The organism is Paenibacillus gorillae, assembly GCF_000513275.1.
GTDB classification, from domain to species: Bacteria; Bacillota; Bacilli; order Paenibacillales; family Paenibacillaceae; genus Pristimantibacillus; species Pristimantibacillus gorillae.
On record NZ_CBVJ010000140.1, the window covers coordinates 18,724 to 41,868 of the forward strand.

The following is a 23,145-nucleotide window of genomic DNA, read 5'->3' on the forward strand; positions in this document are numbered from 1 at the left end:
TTAGGCAATATCGGACAAGCGGCGGACATCATTCGGACAAGAAACGGACAAGCTCGAGAGAAGCCTTTTGCCTCCATCTGCGGAAGGTCCGGTCCACGATTCCAAGCTCAGAAGCAACGAAGTCAGCAGGTCTTCCTTCGATATAACGCAAACGAAGCAAACGCTCGTACTCCGGAAAACAAGTTTGCAGCGCCTCCATCGCCTGATCGATCGATTGCAGCTGCCGCTCAATATCTTGAAGCTCACTCAGCCGGTTAATGACACCGTCATAGCCTTCGGCAGTTGCACCGGCCCGCGCTTCAATTACTTTCTCAATCTTGCGGGCCAGCTCGCGAAGCAGCTTCTCGTCGCCCGGCTCCGCGTTCCCCGCAGCCAGCTTAACTTCCCTCAATTGCGCTTTGGTTCCAACGGGATGCTGCGTTAAATGGGTATGAGCCGCGTGCTCCAATTGCTGCTCTCTTTTGTTCAAGTACATATAAGAAGGCATCCGGCGAAGCTCGCGGTGCAGCTCCTGCAGCTTATCGTCCTCATAGACCGAGCTGATCGTCACCCCGCTTCCTACCGGCTGCTTCTCGATCCATTTTTTCCGGGCGACGAGACGCTTGTACGCTTTCAATTGCTCCACCACATCCTGCTCCATGTTCATAGAAATACCCTCCGTTTATTATTATTGGTATTTAAAATACTGTTATTGAACAAAAAAATTAGTAGTCTCCTAGACTGCTCGCGGTATTGACATTACCACCTATAGCTAATAAAATATTAATATAAGTATTTATACTACGATTCCTCGTTACAAATTCATTATATGTGGTAATATAAATACCGTCAAGTATTTTAAATACCATTTTATATTTCGGAGGATGATTATAATGTCTCTTGGTGCAAGAATTAAGGAACTTCGTACAAAAAACGAGCTGACCCAACAGGACATAGCGGCCCGTATCGGCATGGGACGCTCCAATTTCGGTCATATTGAGAATGACCGGGTTGTTCCGACAAGCGGCGATCTTCAGCGGATCGCAGATATTTTGAACACAACAACGGATTACTTGCTGGGACGGGAGTCTGCAGCTGAATCGATTCCTGAATGGGCTACGTATAAGGATAAGCGAGATTTCAAAAAGATGCTGGAGGAAGACGGCGATCTGATGTTCGACGGTGTGCCGATGAGCGGTACGGACCGGCAGCGCGTCATGGACGTCTTGACAGGATTGTTCTGGGAAGCCAAGCAAATGAACAAACGTCCTAAAACACAAGTGAAAGAGGAACCAGATAAACATAACGAGAAGTAGGTGACGCCATGGACAAACTAATAATGAGGCTTATCCGAAAATTCCAAACCAATGATCCTTTCGTCATTGCAGAGGGTTTAGGCATTCATATTCGTTATGCCGATCTTGGGGATGCCACCAAAGGGCTTTACTATAAAAAGCTGCGTCGCCGCTTCATCGTCATTCATGACGTATTGCCGGATGACTGGCGCCGGTTCGTCTGTGCGCATGAGCTTGGACATGACCGGCTGCATCCGGGGTTCAATCGCTTCTGGCTGGATGAACAATCCTTCTTTAATGTGGGAAAATATGAACGACAGGCCAATAAATTCGCCATCCGTCTGCTTACCTCGGGTGATACGCTTGGCCGCAGTGAGACGGTCGGCGAGCTGCTCGCCCGCAACGGCATTCCGAAGGAAATGGACAAGTTTTATTTCTAAAGGGATGGCAGCTGAAAAAAGGTGGAACAACATGCAAATTTGCATGTTGTTCCACCTTTTTAGCCCGATTTTTCTATTCAAAATGTAAAAGTGCATGTGAAATGTTAGAAATCCGCCATTCCAAGCGATTTTACCGCTATCAACCTGCACTTTTGCATTTTGGACGCGTTTTGGAGATGAAATGGGCGATTCAGCCTGCACTTTTACATTTTGATTACTTACACTTTCCAATATTGTAGTCTTCGGTGCGTTTTATGCGTAGCTTGAACTCCCCCAGACTTGATGCTACGAAAAACGGGTCAACACGCACCTTTGCATGTTGACCCGCCTTTTACGCTTTCAACGCTAGCCTCTTCCAGCACCCTACACATACTTACCCAGCACCTCTGTGAATAGCGTCAAAAACCGGGCATCGGTCTCATCGAACCGTGCAAACGAGGGACTGTCGATATCGAGCACGCCAATGATCCGGCCCTCGCGGCGAAGCGGAATGACGAGCTCCGAATTCGATGCGCTATCGCATGCGATATGCCCAGGAAATTGATGGACATCTTCAACCAGCATCACTTCTCCCCGGCTGACGGCTGCTCCGCATACTCCTTTGCCAACTGCGATCCGCGTACATGCCGGCTTGCCCTGAAACGGCCCTAGCACCAGCTCATCTTCACCTTCAAGCAAATAAAAGCCTACCCAGTTGATATCCTGCAAAAATTGCTGCAAAAGCGCTGAAGCATTCGCTAGATTCGCTATGCGGCTTGTCTCGTCCTCTATTAATCCCTCTAGCTGCTTCAACAGCAGCCGGTAGTTTTCTTCTCGCGTACCTGTATAAAATTGATTCTGAAACATATCAAATCGCCTCTTTCCGCTAACCAGGTTCATTTCGCTCAAGCCATTACTCTATCTGTTGAATAGAATATCATATCTTTAATTAATAGATAGGAGGAATGAAATGGCAAGAAAACAAGTCGCTTCCTCAACGCGAAAACGGCGGGTGAAACCCCTAGCGACTAACCGCTCCCATAAAAACGTTTCTCGCAAGTACACACTGTTTTTGACCCGCTCTCGCTCCCGATCACGTTCCAGGGTACGAATTTCACAGCTCGCTGATGATGTGTTCACCCTGACCAACGAAGCACGGGCTGCAGCGGGACTTCGGCCGCTAAAAAAGCTCATCGTAACGACTACTCTGCCGAATGGAGAGACGTTAACGACCGATCAATTGAGTGATATCGCCACGTTAAAAGCCCGGGATATGCGCGATAACCAGTATTTTGACCATACGTCCCCCACATATGGCTCTCCCGGAGAAATGCTCACTGAATTTGGTGTAAATTGGACGGCATATGGAGAAAATATCGCCGCCGGCCAGCGGACGCCGGAAGCCGTTATGCAATCCTGGCTGAACAGTCCCGGCCACCGTGCCAACATCCTTAACCCTAATTTCACCTATTTGGGTGTTGGCTACGTCCCTGGCAATGACCAGAGTGAATTCAGCACCTATTGGACGCAGTTGTTCGTCACTTTGTAATACGTCCATTACGCGCCATTAGGAAGCGGTCAACTACTAGAGCAATCAGAATTCCGATGCTATATCTGACCAGATCAATGGCTAAAAATCCTTTTCCGAGCACAAGAGCCCCCAGCGTCGTCCCCCTTATCGACTGAATCCACTCTGCTTGATAAAGCTGGCTGAATTCGATACCGAAACAAAACAAAACAGCTATAACCGCTGACCTTGCCAGCTTCATTGTTGGCAGAAGCAAACGAAGCCCAAAATAAATCATGCTCGCCCATAACGCATCGCCAAACTGCTCCGCAACGAATGCCGGGAGCTGACCGGCCCATTCTCTCGATCCCAAGCCCAGCAGCAATGCGGCCACAACAGCCAGCCCGTATGTAATCCGTTGACGGAGCATGCTTGTTTTCATGTTCATGTAGATGCCCCTCTCCCGTTTGCGCTTGTATACGTTCTATTTTGCGCGAAATTCCGTTCCAAAGGAACCTTTTCGAAATATAGAGCGTCTAGAATCCAGTTCCACCACTTTATATTCTATACGAGGTGTTTACTATGATTATATGGATAAACGGCGCTTTTGGAGCAGGAAAAACGCAAGCCGCCTATGAGCTTCATAGACGGCTTCAACATTCTTTCGTATTTGATCCGGAAAATGCCGGCTACTATATTCGCAAGCAGCTGCCGCAATCGCTCCTCATTGGTGATTTTCAGGATTATCCGATGTGGAGAGAATTCAATTACAGCCTATTGAAATACATAAGCAGCAGCTATGAAGGGCCAATCATCATCCCGATGACCATTGTATCCCCTGCGTATTTTCAGGAAATTATCGGACGACTGCAATCTGAAGGCGTGGAAATTCATCATTTTACTCTATGGGCTTCCCGGGATGTGCTGCTCAAAAGACTGAAAGGCCGCGGCGACAGGGAGCACTCTTGGCCTGCTCAACAAATAGACCGCTGTATGGAAGGCTTGGCGAATAAACGATTCGGCCAGCATTTGAATACCGATTCGATTACGACAGACGAAGTTGTAAGCTTGATAGCTGCACAACTATCTTTACCGCTGCTGCCTGACAATCGAAACTGGCTGCAAAAGAAAGCTCATCGCCTGATTACCCAAGTTCGACATATCCGGTTCTTCAGCTAAATGGAGGAACGGTCCTCCTATGCAACTCGCGTCATTTAGTTCTTTGTAATAAATTGAAGAATGCCAATGAGGAACATCAGAATAAAGACAATCCCCAAGCCCATCAGGAAATTCCTTAAGAAGCTTGGCTTTTTCTCCAGCTTGGCTTCAATCTGGGTCAGTCTGTCTTTGATCTCCTGCAAGTCCTGATTCTCATTCATGGCGAAACCCTCCCTTATGAGGAATATATAGGTAATCCTATATCTATTCGCCTTACAGCTCTCTATGTCCTCTATGATTTTCTCTATTCACGCTCGATCAAGCCATATTTGACTTTAATGCGATCCAGCTTCTCCAGCATAGGCCTCGATAAAATAAACAGAAAAAACACGGTAGCTATCGCATGAACCAGATCAAACCAAAAGCCCGAGGCATATACAGCAAGTAAGGCTTGCCACGAAAATGATGGTGAAAAAATGGTTGCCGAGCCCAGATTAATGATGCCGCCATAAATGACTAATGTGGACAAACCGCCAAATACGCAAAGGGATAGCTTCGTCCGGCGAAGCAGTCCTTTCTGAAACAAAATGCCGGCTATAAAACCGATGATGCCAAAACTGAACATTTGCCAGGGCGTCCAAGGACCTTGACCAAAGAAAAAATTCGAAACAAAGCCCGCCGTAGCGCCAACTAGAAATCCGGCTTCTGCCCCGAAGCTTACACCTGCGATAATGACGATCGCGACAACCGGCTTGAACTGCGGCAGCATGAAAAACGCGCTCCGCCCCGCAACAGCAATTGCGGCCAACACGGCAATAACGATCAGCTCTCTCGCTTGCGGCTTCCGTTTCTCAAATACCATGGCAAAGGGCAGCATCGTGTAAAGAATAATAAGCAAGCTGATAAAATAATACTTGCGGTCATTCAGCAAATAGATGCCCATGAGAATCGTTGCCGGTATTACGATAAGTATGAGTACAGCGGACAGCAGCGTCCGGCGGCTTAACCGCCGGTTGGGCTTCGTTAGCTGCTCTGCTTGCATAATGCAATCACATCCTCAATCGTAACGCCCTCTCGCCACACATGCCGGGCCATCCGGTTTGCAGCCGTCGTATAAAAGCTGTTGCCCGCGAAAAAGGCTTTTGTCGCCTTTTCTGTAATGATGCTGCCGTCGAAAAACATCGCACAAACTTCCCCATGCTTGGCGCAAAATTCAATGTCATGCGAGACCATCATAATCGTTACGCCTTCCGCATTCAGCTTTTTCAAATAATGCGCGAGCCGATCCTTAAAGAAACCGTCCAAGCCCTTCGTCGGCTCATCCAGCAGCAAAATTCTCGGCTCCAGCAGCAGCACCTTCGCCAGCGCCGCCCGCTGCTGCTCGCCTCCGCTCAGATCATAAGGATGTCTCGCCAGCAGCGGCTCAAGCTCGAGAAATTGAACGGCGTCTTCAACTTTTTCCGTTTTTTCAACAAAGCTTAAGGGGGAACCGGAGAGCATTTCATACAAATCCTGCTCCACTGTTTTTTTCACAAACAGATGCTGCGGGTTTTGCGGAAGAATGGCCAATTGATTCGTGAACAGCTCTTTCGCACTCATCTTCGCGATGTTTTTGCCGTCGATTAGAATCTTGCCCCGATAAGGCTGAACGAGCCCTCCTGTTAACGACAGCGTCGTCGTTTTCCCCGCTCCGTTGCCTCCAACGATGCAATAGAACTGCCCTTCCTCCACTTCAAAAGAGAGATCCTTCACCGTGTCCGATGCGTCTTTACTGTATTTAAACCATACCTCTTTGAACTGAATAACCGGCTTCTGCCGTTTGCCGACGCCAGCGACAGCATTAACGACCGGCTGACTCCAGCTTTCCCGATGGAGCGCCGGAATTCCTTGCAAAAAAGCGTCCAGCCATTGCCGGCCTTCTTTTACCGTAACCGGAACTGCCGATGCACCGGCTTCTACGCCCGCACAGATTTGCATCGGTGAAGGCATCGCCGCAAGCATTGGATGCTTCATCTGAAACAACGTCTGCCCCGAACGGCGGGGCGTATCGTCGGCAATAATCGCACCATCATCCATCACAATCAACCGATCCGATACGGGAAGAACCTCCTCCAGCCGATGCTCGGTCAGAATAATCGTCGTGCCGAGCTCCTGATTGATTTTCCGCAGCGTCTCGATAAAGTCCGCCGCGGCAATGGGGTCCAGTTGGGAAGTCGGCTCATCCAGAATGAGAACCGAGGGCTGCATCGCCATTATAGATGCCAGATTGAGCAGCTGCTTTTGCCCGCCGGACAGCTCGGCAACGTTTTTATGAAACCAGTGCTGAATCCCGAAAAAGCTCGCCATTTCCGCTACGCGCAGTCTAATCGAGCCGCTGTCATAACCCAGGCTTTCAAGCCCAAATGCCAGCTCATGCCATACCTTATCAGTGACAATGCCGTTATCCGGATTTTGCAGCACGAAGCCAATCTCCGCCGCTTGAGTCCGCTGATTCGCTTCCTCAATGGGCTTGCCAGCGTAGTGTATCGTCCCCTCCCGCTTACCGTGGGGAGTCAGAATCGATTTCAGCTGTCTGAGCAGCGTGCTTTTGCCGCAGCCTGACCTGCCGCAGATCGTAACAAATTCCCCGCTCGTAATTGTGAGATCGATATGCGAGAGCGCAGCTTGATCCGACAGTGGGAACGTAAAGCTTACGTCTTGGAGCTGATAGATTTCCATTTCAAAGCCTCCACAACATGTATAATGACAGGCAGCATGCCGAGCAGCAAATAAGCGGCAAATACGATAATACTGAATGGAGTGGTCATCGCCATTTTAATAGAAGGGAAAAAACGCATAGCGTTACGTCCGCTTACTTCGCCAATCACCATAATTGCAATTAAAGCCAATAGGGCTCCTCCAACTAGGCGGTCGCGGCTGTCAAAGCGATAGAGCGAAAAGCTCGTGCGGCCGGGCAGGCCGTAGCCTCTCGATTTCATCGAATCTGCCGTTTCGATCGCATTTTCCAGAGCCCAGGTCGTCATAATCGATAAGATAGTAAGGCCATTGCGTGCCCGAACGAGCATATTTCCTTGTGTAATATCACGGCCAATACTTCTCTGCGCCAGTGAAATCCGCCTAATCTGCTCCTTGTACCGCGGCACGAAACGCAGCACCATCGAGAAAATGAGCGATAGGGCAGGCATTATTTTACCGAACAAATAAATAAATTTATCCGACGTCATAACCGCATTGTAACAGGAAAACCAGAGCAGAATCGTCACGAACATACAAGCCGCCGACACCCCGTAAAGAATCGATTCCAGCGTCATCGGATTGCCGTTCTTCAAATAGAAGAGAATCGTCACACCCGCATGGTTGAAGACCGGATTCATAACCGCCATCACAACAAACAGCGGAAGCATATAGAGCAGATTGAACTTGACGGCTTTCCTTCCATTGAGAAGGATCGAATACGTTAGGGCGCAAAGCAGTGCAATAACTTGCAGAACCGGATGCATTAAGAACATTCCGAACAGCAGCATCGCGGCAAAATAGCCAAAATTAATGATCGGATGGAAGCTGGAGAAGCTGTCCTTCATCATTTACCGTCTCCTGCGCCAGCCGAATAACCGCCGATATCCCGTCCCAAATCGCAAGTATACTGCCACTGGATTTTATCGCCGTCCTTCAGCAGATAGCGGCTAGCCCCATAATTCGGGAACCACCCATTCACTTTGTACATCCATCCGCTGAGCTCCCCGCAGTCGAACTCGTAAATATTGTTGATACCCTCGATATAATTGCTGTTATAGATCGGTGTCATTTCGAATTCCATATGAATTTTGTTTTTCTTCATTTCGCGGAGCAGCACATCAAAGACGGACTCCCCTTCATAAAAGGTTACTTTCTGCTCCTTGTAAATAATGCCGTCCTCGGGAAGCACTTCGAGCTTATCTTTATTGAAGCTGTCCATATGATCCAGAATACTGGCCGCCGAAACGGACAGCGTTGCTGTTAGCTTCTTTTTCTTATCGACCACCGTATCCTGCCACTCGACAGGCTTTGGCTTCCCGCTAGGGACCGGATCGGTCTGGTATTTATCCTTTCCGCCCTTCGGCGTGGATGTTGGCTTTACTGTTGCCGTTGGCTGCTTGCCCCCTGCATCGGCTGGCTTCTTGGTGGCTTCCGGCTTAGGGGTTGGCGCCTTAGTCGAATCCGGCTTCGCTGATGGTGTAGCTGTTGGACTGCCTTGCTCCGCCCCATCTGTCGGGACCGGGCTTACATCTTTCTCAGCTTGACCTGCCGGTTTGTCGGTTTCAGCCGCCAACGATTCTGGCGATGGAGTACTCGCAGGTGAGGCTTGACCGCCGTCCGCCTTCTCTTCATCGTCATGCTCCTCCGTCGCTGCCGGAGATGCCGTTGCCTCTTCTTGGCCTGCTGCTGCCGGCGACTCGATCACGGAGGCTGTGTCTACCTTCGTTGTATTCTTTGCGTAATCGCCGCCCCAGAAAAATGCAACAGCCAGCACTATAATCACCGCTATAGCTGCCAGCCATTTATTTCTGTTCTTCACTTATTTCTCACCCCAATCGTGAAAATAACGAAGCAAGGGCATCGTATTCAGCCCTTGCTCGCTCTTTTATTCCATTACGCTTTTACATCCGTCATATCGTAAAGGCGGGTTTGGCCGTTCAGAAAACGATCATAGGCAACTAACGCATAGAACGCCTGATCCGTAGCCATCAGATCCACGTCGCCCGGCTTGGCGCCGCCATTGTCCACGCCGCCGGATTTCACATGATAAAAGCCGCCTTTATCTTTATTGTTAGCCGCATAGCTTAACAATGCATCAACTGCGGAGTGTCCGTTTTTCACGAATCTCGCATCGGTATGCGGATCAATGCCGAGTGCGGTTAAAGCCACGATAACCTGTGACGTGCTTTCGGAGTTGGCGGAGCCGCCGCTTACGTAACCGCCATCAGCCTGCTGCGCTTTCGACAGCCATGCAATGCCGCGGTCTACGGCTGCTTTCACTTTCGCATTCGTTGCATAATAAGGCGCGAATGCTTGAATAGCCATGGAGGTAATATCCGGGTCAGCGGCTGCCGGCTTCTCGCCTAGCGCCCATCCTCCGCCTGAGATTTCACGATTTAGAATGAAGTCAATGAGCAGCTCTCTCGTTGTCTGCGTCTTCACCTTAGCAACCGTCGGAATTTCATAGTTTTTGCTGTCTAAAGCGATCAGCGCAAAAATTGGTCCATTAATCCCTTGCTTAATCAATGTCTCGTAGTCAGCGAGCGGCTCCCGTAAATTGTAGCCAGCTACATCATCTACACCTTTACCGATCGCAGTAAGCGCCAGAATGACACGGTCATACTCTGTATATTTGACGTTGTGAAGCTTGCCGTCCACTTCTTTCAATTTCTTCTCTACATTGGCGTAATACTTAGCATAATACGCATCCGGCATCTTAATGCCGGAGCGGGCCAAGCCAAATACCGTCCACTCACCGCCAACGCTGGCGATGACGGGATTGGTAACAGAGGACTGCAGAAAAGCTGCAGTCTCCTTTACTTGTGTTTTAACCTTGGTGTGGATCGGGCTTACAACAGGTGTTTCAGGATCTGTCTCGTTTGGCTTGCCGTAGTCGAAGGTACGCATAGCAACAACAGCAGCCATTTCCCTAGTAACCGTCCCTTGCGGATTAAAGCGATTGTTATCGCCAAGCATAATTTGCGAAGCGAGGATCGTGGTTACATCCGCTTTTGCCCATGCCGATACGTTATCTGCGTCAGCGATCAAAGAGGCAGTCTGTATAGGCTTAAGTCCAAGCGCTCTGACAATGGTAGCTGCCATTTGCTCGCGGGTAATGCTCGCATTTGGCTCAAATTTCTGATTATAGCCGCTCATATACCCTACTTGGGACACAGCGTTGATGTACGGGTAGTACCATTGATTAGATGCTACGTCTGTATAGCCAGCAGGTTTGCTTACCATCGGAATATTCAGCACCGATACGAGCATTTTCGCAAACTCCGCTCTCGTTACCGATGACTTCGGATTAAACTTGCCATTGCTGCCCTGCACGAAGCCAAGCTCCGAGGCCCGGTCGATTGAGGCCTTCGCCCATTGTGAAATGGACGCTGCATCGGAATAGGTTTGCTGGGGTCCAATAGAAGCATAGGAAACCGTCAAATTCGTTGAGAACACGGATAAAAATACAGCTGCGATTAGCAGCCACGCCAACAACCGGTTGCACTTCATCCTATTATTTCACTTCCTTTCATTTTCTCGAATGATATATTTCCAAAAAAACAACAAACCCCTCGACTGATACAGTCAAGGGGTTTAATCAAGCGCACAACTCAAAAAAGCATGCATGAATAAACACCCTTCTATCGCTCGTAGAATAGAATGTGTAAATAAACAGGCAGGTATTCTGGCTCAAGTGTCATCGCCCATGCTGCCTTCCCAGTTTCCCAGTGGCTTCATGCAAGGACTCTTCTTTTTACAGCGGCGGGACCGCGCGGGACTTTCACCCGCTTCCCATTTAACCGATTCATTATAATGAAGGAATAGGCACCTGTTCATTTTTATCCTATTAAATTATCTTGCTCATCATAACGAAAAAATGAAGATTTGTCATGTGGTTATTCGTAATATTTACATATTAAGCATCCTGTTTTTTCAACAGTGTCTATAGGACTTAAAAAAGCTCCCTTCAAAGCATATGAAATGCTCTAAAGGAAGCTCCTTTCCTTGCCCGTATGCTGCTTGTTTGGTTAAAGCTAAGCTTAACCCAGCTTCACCAAGCTGTAGTTTTTCTTGCCTTTGCGGATAATGATGAACCGGCCGCCAATCGCATGCTCCGCCGTAACAGTCAACTCCACATCGCTGACACGTTCCCCGTTCATCGAGATCGCGCCTTTCGTAATATCCTCGCGTGCTTGGCGTTTGGATGGCTCGATCCCCAGATCAACTAGCCAGTCGATAATGTTCTTCGATTCCGTGCCTGCCTCGAAGGTTGGCATTTCCTTGAAGCCCTGTTCGATTTCATCAGCTGTAAGGGAACGAATGTCTCCGCTGAACAAAGCCGCCGTAATCCGCTTCGCTTGCTCCAGCAGCTCTTCGCTGTGCACGAATCTCGTCATTTCTTCGGCCAGCGCTTTTTGGGCCTCGCGTTTATGCGGCTCCGTTTGCACTTTCTCAGCTAGCGCATCGATTTCCGCTTTATCGAGGAACGTGAAAAATTTCAAATATTTGATAACGTCACGGTCGTCGGTATTCGCCCAGAACTGGTAGAATTCGAATGGCGTCGTTTTATTCGGATCAAGCCATACAGCGCCTCCGGCTGTTTTGCCGAATTTCGTGCCGTCCGCTTTGAGCATTAATGGAATCGTAAGGCCAAACGCTTTCGCCTCAGAGCCTTCTTTTTTCCGGATCAGATCCAGACCGCTCGTAATGTTCCCCCATTGATCGGAACCGCCAATTTGCAGCTGCACATCCTCATGCTGGTACAGGTGCAGGTAATCAAGTGATTGAAGAATTTGGTAGGAGAACTCGGTGAAGGAGATACCGCTGTCGAGACGGCTCGATACGACGTCCTTCGCCAGCATCGTATTGATGCTGAAGTTTTTGCCATAGTCGCGTAAGAAGTCGATCACATTGATTTTATGCGTCCAATCGTAATTATTCACCATGCGTACTTCATTGTCGCCTTCTGTTACAAACAGCTTCTTCAACTGCGCTGTCAGCGCATCCACATTCGCTTGCACTTGCTCCATCGTTTGCAGGGAACGCTCAGTTTGGCGGCCGCTTGGATCGCCAATTGTTCCAGTTGCCCCGCCGATCAGAATGACCGGACGGTGACCAGCCAGTTGGAAACGTTTGAGCATCATGAATGGGATCAAGTGACCGATATGCATGCTGTCGCCCGTTGGATCAACGCCGCAGTAGAGCGAAACCGCCTTCGTATTCGTTAATTCGCGCAAGCCTTCCGCATCCGTCTGCTGGTTAATCGCATCGCGCCATTCCAGTTCGTCGATAATGTTCAATTTCATGCAGCTCCTTTTAATAGATAAGTTCATTTCCGTCTGAAAACAACAAAAAATCGTCCCTCGTCTAATTGTAGACATAGGGACGATTGAATAACCGTGTTACCACCCAAATTGCACCAACAGGCCGAAAAGGCGCTGTTCATGCCACTCATTGGCAAAATATCGTTCGCCGTTCCGCTTGGCATTACCCAAGATACTCCAGAGTGTAATTCGCAGACCTTGTTTGCATCAGGTTCCATCAACCCCTGACTTTCTATAACAGGGACAAAGCTGCTACTGGGCTCTTTCAACGTATATCGTTATAAGATTACAGACAGTATATCCGAATTGCAAAATCATTGTCAATAAAGCATTTCATACCGGTTAGGCATTCATCTCGCTCTATTGACGTTTTTATAGTAGAATGAGCATGCAATACAAAACGAGGATGAGGTGTTAGAATGTCCATCAGCTTTACGGCCTCCCGAATCAGCCGCTTAAAACGGGATATTACTGAAATTCAGAATCAGATAAACAATGATAAAATTAAAGCGGGCAAAGCGCTCTCCAAAATAAAGCAGCTACAAAAGGAACTCCGGATGAATCCTTCATCCCCTGATTCCAGCAGCAAATCCAAACAAATCAAAAAGCTCAACGAGGAAATCGTTAAATTAACGGCTTCTCAAGAGGAGTTTTCCAAACAGCTGTCAGCAAAAAACGCCGAGCTTCGGCAGCAGCTTGCTAAGGATCAGAAAAAGGACTAGGCCAATTTATGATATTTATAATAGGAAAAGCGCCCCAGAGAGGCGCTTTTCCTATTATAAAATAACATCAGGTTTACCGTACTGCTCCTGTTCCTGAGCTTGTTTCAGGATGTTTATAGCTGCCTCGCTTCTTGGTACTTTGATCAATTGTTTTTTCAACTTGTCATCGAATTTTTGGGTCACACTAACCATTGGTATTGGCATTTTAAATGTAATATTGCGTACTTCTCCATTCGAAGAAACAAATGAAACGATGTATACCTGATGTGTTGATCCCTTTTTTGTCCCAATACCTGACATCCCGCCCAATACTAATCCAGCCGGCCCAAATAGTAAACCACCGACAATACCCCGGCCTATAACACTTTTATTGACTTCAGTTAAGTCTTTTTCAGTTGTAATCGTTGATCCCAAAAAATTAGCCAATGGAATCTTAAAGGTGTTTTCAACTATTGTTTTAAAACCTTTGATTGATTTCTCAACAATGATTAGAAACTCCGAATCAAACGTTACTTCTAAAAGGGTATCTGGGTCCTTTAGTTCTAATCCATGCAGCAGTCTCACTAACGCCTTCGCCATTATTCATCATCCCTTCGCGAAACATGTCGTTTCCTAAAATTATACATGAAGGTGGATTGAATTTCCTCTAGTAATTTAAATCTGTAAATTTTCGACAGGTTACCCTATCACTTCACCACTACTCTTCTGCTCCTTAGGCAGCGTCAGAAATACGAGCAACCCGATAACAAACAATGGAATGATGGATAAAATGCTAATCTTAGCGTTGCCTGTTACCGTCGTCGTTATCGACATAATGAACGGTCCGAGAATAGCTGCGAATTTGCCGAATATGTTGTAAAAACCGAAAAACTCATTCGAGTTTTCCTTCGGAATAATCTTGGCAAAGTAGGAGCGGCTCAAAGCTTGAATGCCGCCTTGTGCGGACCCAATTAATGCTCCCAGAATAAAAATATGCCATACGGACGAAATAAAAAAGGCAGCTACACAAGACACAATATACGTAATAATGCCGGCAATAATCATCGCTCTTGTCGAATATTTCTTTGCTAAATTCCCGTACAGAATCGCAAAAGGAAATGCGATAATTTGAATGATTAACAATATCCCTAACAGCGTGAATGTATCCAATGCATCCGCACCCAGCACCGCAGTTGCATAGGGCACGACCATTTTAATAATCGTATCGACTCCATCAATATAACAAAAGTAAGCAATTAGAAATACAAACACGACTTTATAGCTGCGAATTTGTTTGAACGTTTGAGCAAGCCTTTTGAAGCTGTTTACGACCGGACGCGGTTCAGGCTCAACATAGTAACGCTGCTGAACGTCTCTAACCATCGGAATCGTGAGCAGTCCCCACCACAATGCTGTCATAATAAAGCCGATCTGATAGCCAATTGCTTTGTCCATGCCCATTAAGAAGATCAATGCCAGGCTAATACCGAAAGGAATTACGCTAGCAATATAGCCATAAGCAAAACCTCTTGATGAAACCTTATCCATGCGGTCGTCATTCGATACATCCACTAGAAATGAATCATAAAAGATATTAGAGCCTGCAAAGCCAATTGCGGATAATACATAAAACAGAATCAGCAGCTGCCACTGGCCGCTAGCCGGAGAAACAAAAGCTAGAGACAACGTGGATAAAACACCGACCAAAGCTAAAAAACAGGAAGAAGCGCTTTTTCTTATCTTTATAGTCGGCTAGCGTTCCTAGAATCGGACTAAGAACGGCAACAATAATACTTGCTAATGAATTGAAATAGCCTAGATCCATGCTGCTGTCCACATTGTTGAACATGCCGAATACAATCGGCAATAACGCCGTTGTGACCGCTAATGAATAGGCCGAATTCCCGCAATCATATAAAATCCAAGATCTTTCTTCTCTGGTCAGCTTCATAGACATCCTCCCGAATATCATCATTGCGCAATTGTAACATGTTTCCAGTCACCCAATGGTCATGCTAATATTATATTCCTATTAAGAAGACGTAAAGTTGAGACTATCCCAATACCCAATAGGATCACTCCAAGCATGCAAGTCCTCTAATAAGCAAAGACGCCTCCAACTCACTGTAGAAGTGCCTGGAAGCGTGTCTTTTTACATGTTTATTCGGAACCAGTCATCCTTATTTCCGTTCTCGCCGGATCCAAAAACTAAATACATCATTTCGCAAATAGTCGAAGGAATACAGCACCTCTTTATTCTTCTCATCATAATGAAGCTGCTTCATCAGAATAACAGGCGCTTCTTCTTCCTCATCGCCCTGCAGTCTCGCTGCATACTTGTCTTTCTTCAAGGGGACAAGCAGTTCTGTGTCTGCTCTAGCAATATTGATTTTGCATTTATCCTCTAGAAAACCGAATAACGATCCGGAGAAATCTACACGATCAAACGCATCCCCGACTAACTCTTTAGGCAAAATGTTGATCGAATAAGCGACAGGCTGGCCGTCGGCATAACGAATACGTTCCAGCTTAATAACTGCGCTGTTCTCTTCAATATTGAGCGCATCCGCCCATTCTTTTCTGCACGGCACTTCTCCAATCATTTCTTTCTTCTCTTCCTCATTCAAGCCCGCTACTTTAATCATCGTACCTATACTTTGCAGCATCTCAAGCCGGCTTGGAATACTCGGAAGCGGTTGAATGACGAAGGTGCCTACGCCATGCTTCACAAGCAGCTTGCCCTCCTGCTCCAGCAGCTTAAGGGCAGCACGCAGCGTCTCTCTGCTCACATTAAAATATTTTGCCAGCTCATATTCCGCCGGCAGCCGTTGCCCAACCTTCCAGAGCTTATTGTCGATCATTTTCTCGATTTCCAGCTTAATCGTCTGATAGCTTCCCATTTCGCCTGGCCCCGCTTTTTATGAATTCAATCCTGAATAAGTAAGCTTTCCTTAAAGATATCATATAGCCGGTCATTACTACAGAGAGTAAGTGAATGCTCATTAACTTCCAGCCTCTGTACGATTCCGCCCGCTTCCTCAACAATTAACGCACCTGCACACATATCCCAATCATTAAGATCAAACTCCCAGAAGCCGTCAAAATACGAAGCGGCCACAAAACATAAATCGAGCGCAGCGCTCCCGGTACGCCGAATGCCAGCCACCTGACTAATCATACGCTTGAAGTATTCCAGGTTCATATATTCGGAAAAGCCGCCGCCAGGAAATCCGGTGGCGAGCAAACTCTTTTCCAATTGGGCAGTTGCGGATACGAAGATACGCTTCCCGTTCAGATAAGCGCCGCCTCTTCTAGTTGCATAGAACTTCATATTGAGCCATGGCGAATAGACCATGCCGGCCTGCGTAACGCCTTTATGCTGTAAAGCAATCGAAATCGAAGATAGAGGAAAACGATGAATGAAATTCGTCGTGCCATCAATGGGATCAATTACCCATAAATAATTGCTATCACTGGCATAGCTCCCTTTCTCCTCGGTGAGAATGCTATGCTCCGGATAAGCTTTGCGAATACATTCGACTAAAATTTCTTCGGATTTCACATCTGCATTGGTAACGAAATCCGTCGCATAGCCCTTTGTACGAACCTGAAGCTGATTTTGCTCATTGGCGATTTTCTGATAAACAGCGACCTTGTCTACCCAAGATTCTATTTCTATCATTAACTGATCTAAATTCATGTTATCACAGTTCCTTATTATATGAACTCCACGCTGCATTGCTCGGCATCCACACGAAGAATCCGATGAGTGGTCGCTACAGCTTCCGTATAGTATAGCTTCGCCTTACTATGCTCCGAGATCATCGCTTCAATCTCTTTATGCGGAAGCTGATACGTTCCTTTATCATCAGCACTAACAATGACAGCTTGTGGGTTGATGCTGCTCAGCCACTCCCCTGAAATCTGATGCCGGTCACCATGATGCGGAGCTTGCACGACAGCGATGTTCTTAAGCTCCTCGCAGTAAGGCACCCAAAAGCTCAAGGCCACATCAGAAGTAAGCAGCACGATCGATTCACCTTTATAGCTAATGATGGCTGCCATGGCCGTCGAATTCAGCATCCGGTCAATTCGGTTTAAAGACTCCGCTTGTTGTTTAAGACAGCTCATGTCGAGATTATTTAGCTCTAGCTTCAGTTGTTCCAGTTTATGCATGTCCGGCATTAGCAGCTTATAAGTTAACTCCTGCTCGTAAAATGCTGTAGGCTTCTCTACAATATCGACAGGGATACGAAGCTCCTTCGCTTGATTCAAAATTTGAATATATAGCGACAGTGACGCAAGCATTGGCGTCGAACAATCCATCATTCCGCTTTCCAATATAAATTCAGGCAGCATCAGATGGATTTTTATTTCGCCAATTGGAATATGGCCTATAATCTCATGCACTCCGCCAATATGATCCCTATGAAAATGTGTGAGGACGAGCACATCAATTTTTTCAATATGCTGCTCTCGAATATATTGGGTGAGACTGCATCTGCGCGGATTCGTACTCGCATGAATATCTCCGCCATCCACAACAAGGCAAAAGCGCTGAGCACCATATGTATACCGGATAACCGTCGCTTCACCAAAGCCTACATTCAAAAAATCAATGACGCAATTCATCTTGAGCCCCACCTATTGAACGTTTAATATAAAAGACTGAGAATACAAGGACCAGTCCAGCCATGACGATTGCCGCTGCTGAACCGTAACCAATTTGCAGATTGTATACGCCTTGCCGATAAATATACTGCGTGATCGTCGTTGTAGAATTCGCAGGTCCGCCGCCGGTCAGAATGTTAACCTTATCGAATAATCTAAAGGTATCAATCGTACGCAGCAAAATGACAAACAATAGTGCAGGCATAATATTAGGAACGGTAATATGTCTGAAAATGCTCATCGAATTCGCTCCGTCTACTTTAGCCGCCTCGTATTGCGATTTGGGAACAGCCTGCAGAGCCGCATAGATTAACAAAAATGCAAATGGCGTCCACTGCCAAACATCGATAAAGAGAATCGCATAAAATGCTATGCGAATATCCATCAGAAAGTTAAATGGATCGAATCCGAACCAGGACAGCATATGATTGATGATTCCATTATGATTGCTCAGCATCATCTGCCAGATTAGAGCTACCGTAACGGGCGGCAATAAGGAGGGTATCAGAATCGATACCCGCAATATTTTCACCCCGCGCTTCATGCTTTCAACCAGCACGGCAATAGCCAGACCGACTATCGTCTCAATTGCAACTGCAAGCAGCATGAATCTGGTCGTATTCCAGACCGCTTGCTGGAACACCTCGTCCTTCACGACTTTCATATAATTGCTTAACCCGACGTATTGCTTCGCTTCACTTGCTAAGTAGTAATAGTCCGTAAAGCTGTTAACAATCGTGTAGACAATTGGGAATACCGTCAAACCCGTTAGCAGAATGAGAACCGGAGCCAGCATGATCCACTGAAAGCGACGTTTACTATGCAATTCTGTAACACTCCTTCATACCGTGAGAACCATTATTGCATAATCTGATCGATTGCTTGATTGGCATCAGACAGGGCTTTCTCTACGGACTTTGTTCCTGCAATGGCTGCGGAAAGCTCACTGCCAAGCGCTTCTTCTACACGGGACCATTTTGGCGTTCTTGGCCGAGCTACAGAGTTTTGCAGCGCTTCTAGCTGAGTTGGAAAGTGCTTGTACTTTGCCGATAATTCTTTATCTAGGTATACGCTTTTCCGGGTGGGAACTCCGCCATGCTCCACCATCTTTTTCTGAGTTTCACTACTCGTAATAAACGTCAAGAACTTCGCCGCCAGCTCAGGGTTCTTCGCATTGGCCGTTACACCCATCATCCAGTTGCCAATCATCCCGGTTGCAGCCGTCTCAGCATTGGCCGTTCCTTTAGCCGGAATTGGAGCATAATCCGCACTCGCATCTTCCCCTTTAATAAACCATGACGGCCAGCCTAGTGCCATCGCAGCGCGCCCTTCAGACACAGAGCTAACGATATCCGTCGTCTCATAGTTCGAACCGACAGCCAATAATTGAATGTAAGTGTTCAATGCTTGTTTTGCAGGCTCGGAATTCACTTGTGCTTTCCAAGCATCATCAAATACTTGACCTCCATAAGCCCACAGAATCGGCAAGAAATCGGAAACGATCGGGTTGCCTTGCTGACCGCGAATGACATAGCCTGAAGCACCATCAGCATGAAGGTCTTTAGCTATCGTAAGTACCTCTTCCCAGCTTTTTGGAACGTCATAATTGTGACTCTCAAGCAGCTGTTTGTTATAGAAAAAGAGTTGAACATTTCCCGAGAACGGCAGTGCGTACAGATCACCAGTCGCATAAGGATTTTTACCCAAGGCAATGGAGGATTCTTCGAAATCATCATCTGCCTCTACACCAAGCTTGGACAAGTTAGCGAAAATTCCCCCTTCACTAAACTCCGGCATCCAAGGGTCATCCGCCATAATCAGATCATAAGCGCCTTGCTTGTTTTTAGCGTCCAGTGATACTTTCTGTTTAAGATCTGCCGCTTCAAGCCCAATGATCTCAACCTTAACCTTATGCTCCTTCTCGAATGCTTCCTTCACAGCTTCCATTGCCGTCACATGCGAGCCGCCGCGTGCAGCGATGACCAGTCTGTCCGGTCCTTTCGCTGAACAAGCCGTAAAAATCGACACCATCATAACTAAGCTTAGTAATATCGCAAAACGTTTTTTCATCTCTCGTATCCTCCTCTATTCTTTTACTGCACCAGCAGTTAGACCATTCATCAAATGTTTTTGCATGAACATCGCGATAATGAGCACAGGAAGCATCGATATGATGCCGCCGCTTGCCACCTTGCCCCACTCCGTTAATTCTTGCTCGCTGTTGAGCGTTGCCAGCTTCAATGGAATCGTGAAATCACTCGGGCTCTGAATAAAAATGACGCTGTACAAATATTCATTCCACGAAGCCATAAACGACAGAATCGTAACGGCGGCAATACCCGGCAGTACCAGGGGTAAAACGACCTTGTAGTAAATCGTGAACTCCGAAGCCCCGTCAACTCTTGCGCTCTCTTCGATTTCATTCGGGACACTAGTGAAGAATGCAAGCATAAACCAGATGACGAGCGGCAAATTTACTAGAATATGAGCTAGAATGATGGGGATTTTCGTATTCAAGAGCCCTAGTTCGTTCATCAATATGTAGAGCGGTAATGCAAAAGTGATGGGAGGCAGCACTCGAACAAGCAATATCCATATCAGCAGTGATTTATTGTAAGCGATCGAAAAGCTTCTTCGTCCCAATACATAAGCGCTGGACAAGCCGCATACCATGACAATCGTTAGCGATATTGCTGTAATGATGAAACTATTGAATAGCGGAAGGAGATAATTCTCCGTTGTGAAAATGCTGATCATATGCTCGAATGTGATGGAGCTGGGCAGCAACGATACATTTTTGAATACATCCTCTGATCGCTGCAGCGCCATGTTCACCATCCAATAAATCGGAAACAGGGTAGCAACTAGAACCACAACCAGCAGCCCGTGTTTGGGATGCAACTTCAAACTCATTCTTGTGCTGTTCAAAATGTTCTCCTTCCCCTTCATTTGTCTAGACGTCTATACAACTACTATAAAATTGAGGTGTTAACGGTTTGTCATCGTTTTATTAATAATTGGTTAAGGGAGCGGGAGTGGAATTGAGTTGGCATGGTAACGGAATGAAATGTAAAAAAAGGCACGACCATGAAGTCTCCTATAGGAGAACTTCTTGATCGTGCCTTAGCTGCTAATAACCTGCTTGTCGGTTTATTTTATGTTCTATGAGCGTAAAAAAGTTCCTCTTTTATAGAGGAACGCGAACATAGAATAAACTGCAGAAAATGTGATTTCATTAAAAAAAGGGCTCCCGAAGGAGCCCTCAGAGTATCGAGAAAGTCCTATGGACTTTTCGACACTTTTATTTTTATTTGGGGTGGTTCTCGTCTTAGCAAAGAAAAATCGATTTAAAACGATCTGAGAACCACATTTAGGTGAAAAATTTCGAGAGATTTAGGCCCCTACAAAAAATAAGGGGTTTCTCTACAGCCTGAGGGTTCCCGAAGGAGCCCTAAACCCTTGATACTACAGGATTTTCCAAAGATTATTACATCATGCCGCCCATGAGACAAATACGTTTTTATGTGTTTTTAGAGTCTTTTTGTGGTGATTTTATCCGATAATCTTGAAAAATTGGTTCGATAAATCCGTGTAAACACGATGCGTGCGTGTGGTTCGTGGGCAAAATGTGGGCATCTTGTAGGCATCTTGTGTGTTACGGCGTGCTGCTACGGGATATTGAACGTTGAAGGTATCGGTACATAATTGATACATTATTGTTACACGAATAAAAGCGATTTCTGTGCGCCGCGGCGGTGTCCGTCATGCAAACTTTAGGTTATAGTAATAAAAATGAGCTGATTTCATGCTTGTGAAATTGACCGATAAACGGAGAAACAGATTAACCATAAGCGCGTGTATCGTCTGATGAAGATAAAGGGATTCAGTCTGTCATTCGCAGAAAGAAAAACAAATATGAGCGTTCTACGCCACAGCAGGTAGCTGAGAACGTATTAAACCGTCAGTTTCAAGCTGAAGCTCCAAACGAGAAGTGGGTAACGGATGTAACTGAACTTAAAGACGGCAATGGTCAGGTAGCATATTTAAGCGCGATTCTATACCTTCACGATATCGATTGTTTCTTATGTACTGGGGCACTCCAATAATAATCCCCTCGTGTTTAAGACATTGAAGTTGGCGCTAAAGCAGCACTAAGGAGCAAAAAACTCCTTCACAGCGACCGTGGCTTCCAGTATATGTCTCTGAGCTTCAAGAAGATGTTGGACAAGGCTAAACAAAAGCAGAGCATGTCAAGAGTTGGACGTTGCATTGATAACAGACCCATGTGAATCCTTTTGGGAAAGGTTGAACTGTGTGAAGTATTATTTGCATAAATACCAACCCTTCGAGTAGTTAAAGAACGACATTGACGCTTATTTTCACTTTTAAAATTACGAACAATTACAGAAAAGAATAAACAGCCTCAGCCCCATGGAATTCAGGGCTAAGGCCGCTTCATAGATCTTTATTTTTTGTACTGTCTACTTGACGGGGGCAGTTCAATTTGCAGCATATTTCAGGAAATTTGTTGTTCGTGTATTAATTTAAATAAGCGAATGTATTAATTCGATATGGTGAGCAACACCAATCCTCTTATACATACCTAAACTTGTCCCATTTGGGTATTTCCCCTCAATTAATTTTATTCCCGAAGTATATAAAAATTGAGTTCTACTATTATATGCCTTTGCAATGGTCTTCGCCGAGCGTCTTTTATTATCTGCTTCTTCACTTGGAGTCGTCAGATAATGATATACAACTATTTTGTCTTTAGTGCTAGCAGTTTCTTTTTTAGTAAGATGAATTACATGTGTGACACTGTCTGCTTTACCTCCGCCTGAGGGCTGATACCCGTTTTCCAGAATTGTAAAGTCGCCGAATCCTAGTACATTTTTATTCTTGTAGGTAAAGCATAACTCAGAATTAAAATCCTCATGTGAAGGATAGTCACTATTAGGTTCATGCTTTATAAATCCATCCTCAACCAAAACACTTTTTCCTTGATTATATTGGTTTATGTATGTTTGAAACCTTAAAACTTCTGGCATAAAAATGTTGTATATTAAATTACTAGAATCATTAACTAAAGAATCCTGATTCCGATGAATAATGGCTATGTTTTGTTTGTCAGATTGATAATTAACATTTCCGCTTTCATACCCATGTATGCAATAATCGTCTAAATCTTTAAAACTTTTTTTAATTCTTGTAAATCTTTTTCACTATCTATTAGCAAAACGAAACTTTTATTCGCTTCAATTAAACTACCAACTAGCTTAATCAATTTATTGTACTTATACAATTCATCTTCATCTTCGTTATAAGGCTCAATGCACAGGTCATGATTTTGTTATC

23 protein-coding genes, 1 pseudogene, 1 riboswitch and 1 other annotated feature are annotated in these 23,145 nt (G+C 46.0%); of the genes and pseudogenes, 5 read left to right on the forward strand and 19 right to left on the reverse strand.

Translation table 11 applies throughout. The features are described from left to right. Positions 1–28: 28 nt before the first annotated feature. A complete protein-coding gene (locus TY10_RS26460) occupies positions 29–646 on the reverse strand; it encodes a hypothetical protein (RefSeq protein ID WP_042170644.1) in 618 nt (205 codons plus the stop codon). Positions 647–872: 226 nt separating this feature from the next. On the opposite strand from TY10_RS26460, the gene TY10_RS26465 reads away from it, so the two are divergent. Continuing rightward, entirely contained in the window at positions 873–1,295 is a 423-nt protein-coding gene (locus tag TY10_RS26465; RefSeq protein ID WP_042170646.1) for a helix-turn-helix domain-containing protein, read from the forward strand. 8 nt (positions 1,296–1,303) lie between these two features. Then, positions 1,304–1,714: an ImmA/IrrE family metallo-endopeptidase gene (locus TY10_RS26470; protein ID WP_042170649.1), complete on the forward strand. Its 411-nt coding sequence runs from the start codon at positions 1,304–1,306 to the stop codon at positions 1,712–1,714. A gap of 363 nt (positions 1,715–2,077) precedes the next feature. Here the strand turns inward: TY10_RS26470 and TY10_RS26475 are convergent, their stop codons facing one another. Then, entirely contained in the window at positions 2,078–2,560 is a 483-nt protein-coding gene (locus tag TY10_RS26475; protein ID WP_042170653.1) for a GAF domain-containing protein, read from the reverse strand. A gap of 103 nt (positions 2,561–2,663) precedes the next feature. Here TY10_RS26475 and TY10_RS26480 point away from each other — a divergent pair, with 103 nt between their 5' ends. Next, on the forward strand, positions 2,664–3,242 hold the full coding sequence (locus TY10_RS26480; RefSeq protein WP_052350786.1) for a CAP domain-containing protein: 579 nt from the start codon (positions 2,664–2,666) through the stop codon (positions 3,240–3,242). Here TY10_RS26480 and TY10_RS26485 read toward each other — a convergent pair. After that, positions 3,232–3,648 carry a ribosomal maturation YjgA family protein gene (locus TY10_RS26485; protein WP_155986060.1) on the reverse strand — a complete coding sequence of 139 codons (417 nt, stop codon included), beginning with the start codon at positions 3,646–3,648 and terminating at the stop codon, positions 3,232–3,234. The genes TY10_RS26480 and TY10_RS26485 overlap by 11 nt on opposite strands. Before the next feature lie 134 nt (positions 3,649–3,782). Between TY10_RS26485 and TY10_RS26490 the strand changes: the two genes are divergently transcribed. Continuing rightward, positions 3,783–4,379, forward strand: a complete 597-nt coding sequence (locus tag TY10_RS26490; RefSeq protein ID WP_042170656.1) for an AAA family ATPase — start codon at positions 3,783–3,785, stop codon at positions 4,377–4,379. Positions 4,380–4,414: 35 nt separating this feature from the next. On the opposite strand, the gene TY10_RS30670 is transcribed toward TY10_RS26490, so the two are convergent. From TY10_RS30670 to tyrS, 7 genes are all read right to left on the reverse strand, one after another. Beyond that, positions 4,415–4,579 (reverse strand): hypothetical protein, encoded by a 165-nt coding sequence (locus TY10_RS30670; protein ID WP_155986061.1) that lies wholly within the window; start codon positions 4,577–4,579, stop codon positions 4,415–4,417. An 83-nt stretch (positions 4,580–4,662) separates the two neighbouring features. Then, complete coding sequence (locus tag TY10_RS31145) at positions 4,663–5,400, reverse strand: ECF transporter S component (protein WP_042170658.1); 738 nt, start codon at positions 5,398–5,400, stop codon at positions 4,663–4,665. Then, complete coding sequence (locus TY10_RS26500) at positions 5,382–7,076, reverse strand: ABC transporter ATP-binding protein (protein ID WP_042170661.1); 1,695 nt, start codon at positions 7,074–7,076, stop codon at positions 5,382–5,384. The genes TY10_RS31145 and TY10_RS26500 overlap by 19 nt, the downstream gene beginning before the upstream one ends. After that, a complete protein-coding gene (locus TY10_RS26505) occupies positions 7,049–7,942 on the reverse strand; it encodes an energy-coupling factor transporter transmembrane component T (RefSeq protein ID WP_042170665.1) in 894 nt (297 codons plus the stop codon). Before TY10_RS26505 ends, TY10_RS26500 begins: the two co-directional genes overlap by 28 nt. Then, on the reverse strand, positions 7,939–8,913 hold the full coding sequence (locus tag TY10_RS26510; protein ID WP_042170668.1) for a DUF4430 domain-containing protein: 975 nt from the start codon (positions 8,911–8,913) through the stop codon (positions 7,939–7,941). The genes TY10_RS26505 and TY10_RS26510 overlap by 4 nt, the downstream gene beginning before the upstream one ends. A 74-nt stretch (positions 8,914–8,987) precedes the next feature. After that, complete coding sequence (locus TY10_RS29260; protein WP_052350787.1) at positions 8,988–10,604, reverse strand: S-layer homology domain-containing protein; 1,617 nt, start codon at positions 10,602–10,604, stop codon at positions 8,988–8,990. 148 nt (positions 10,605–10,752) lie between these two features. Continuing rightward, positions 10,753–10,942, reverse strand: a riboswitch (cobalamin riboswitch). A gap of 192 nt (positions 10,943–11,134) precedes the next feature. Then, a complete protein-coding gene (gene tyrS, locus TY10_RS26520; protein ID WP_042170709.1) occupies positions 11,135–12,394 on the reverse strand; it encodes a tyrosine--tRNA ligase in 1,260 nt (419 codons plus the stop codon). A gap of 78 nt (positions 12,395–12,472) precedes the next feature. Beyond that, positions 12,473–12,696, reverse strand: a binding site (T-box leader). 141 nt (positions 12,697–12,837) lie between these two features. On the opposite strand from tyrS, the gene TY10_RS26525 reads away from it, so the two are divergent. Beyond that, a complete protein-coding gene (locus TY10_RS26525; protein WP_042170672.1) occupies positions 12,838–13,140 on the forward strand; it encodes a hypothetical protein in 303 nt (100 codons plus the stop codon). 54 nt (positions 13,141–13,194) lie between these two features. Here TY10_RS26525 and TY10_RS26530 read toward each other — a convergent pair whose 3' ends face one another. From TY10_RS26530 to TY10_RS26570, 9 genes and pseudogenes are all read right to left on the reverse strand, one after another. After that, positions 13,195–13,719: a hypothetical protein gene (locus tag TY10_RS26530; RefSeq protein ID WP_042170675.1), complete on the reverse strand. Its 525-nt coding sequence runs from the start codon at positions 13,717–13,719 to the stop codon at positions 13,195–13,197. A 99-nt stretch (positions 13,720–13,818) separates the two neighbouring features. Further along, a pseudogene (locus TY10_RS26535) lies at positions 13,819–15,070 on the reverse strand (MFS transporter). Between the two features lie 229 nt (positions 15,071–15,299). Next, the gene (locus TY10_RS26540) at positions 15,300–16,019 is read right to left on the reverse strand and encodes a GntR family transcriptional regulator (RefSeq protein ID WP_042170677.1); all 720 of its coding nucleotides are present in this window, start codon (positions 16,017–16,019) and stop codon (positions 15,300–15,302) included. 26 nt (positions 16,020–16,045) lie between these two features. Next, entirely contained in the window at positions 16,046–16,819 is a 774-nt protein-coding gene (locus tag TY10_RS26545; protein WP_052350788.1) for an inositol monophosphatase family protein, read from the reverse strand. A gap of 17 nt (positions 16,820–16,836) precedes the next feature. Next, entirely contained in the window at positions 16,837–17,751 is a 915-nt protein-coding gene (locus tag TY10_RS26550) for a ComEC/Rec2 family competence protein (RefSeq protein WP_042170680.1), read from the reverse strand. Beyond that, positions 17,735–18,616, reverse strand: a complete 882-nt coding sequence (locus TY10_RS26555; RefSeq protein ID WP_052350789.1) for a carbohydrate ABC transporter permease — start codon at positions 18,614–18,616, stop codon at positions 17,735–17,737. The genes TY10_RS26550 and TY10_RS26555 overlap by 17 nt, the downstream gene beginning before the upstream one ends. A gap of 32 nt (positions 18,617–18,648) precedes the next feature. Next, positions 18,649–19,860, reverse strand: a complete 1,212-nt coding sequence (locus TY10_RS26560) for an extracellular solute-binding protein (protein WP_042170682.1) — start codon at positions 19,858–19,860, stop codon at positions 18,649–18,651. Positions 19,861–19,875: 15 nt separating this feature from the next. Next, positions 19,876–20,718, reverse strand: a complete 843-nt coding sequence (locus TY10_RS26565) for a carbohydrate ABC transporter permease (protein ID WP_238328049.1) — start codon at positions 20,716–20,718, stop codon at positions 19,876–19,878. Positions 20,719–22,334: 1,616 nt separating this feature from the next. Then, positions 22,335–22,994 (reverse strand): sce7725 family protein, encoded by a 660-nt coding sequence (locus TY10_RS26570; RefSeq protein WP_155986062.1) that lies wholly within the window; start codon positions 22,992–22,994, stop codon positions 22,335–22,337. Positions 22,995–23,145 lie beyond the last annotated feature (151 nt).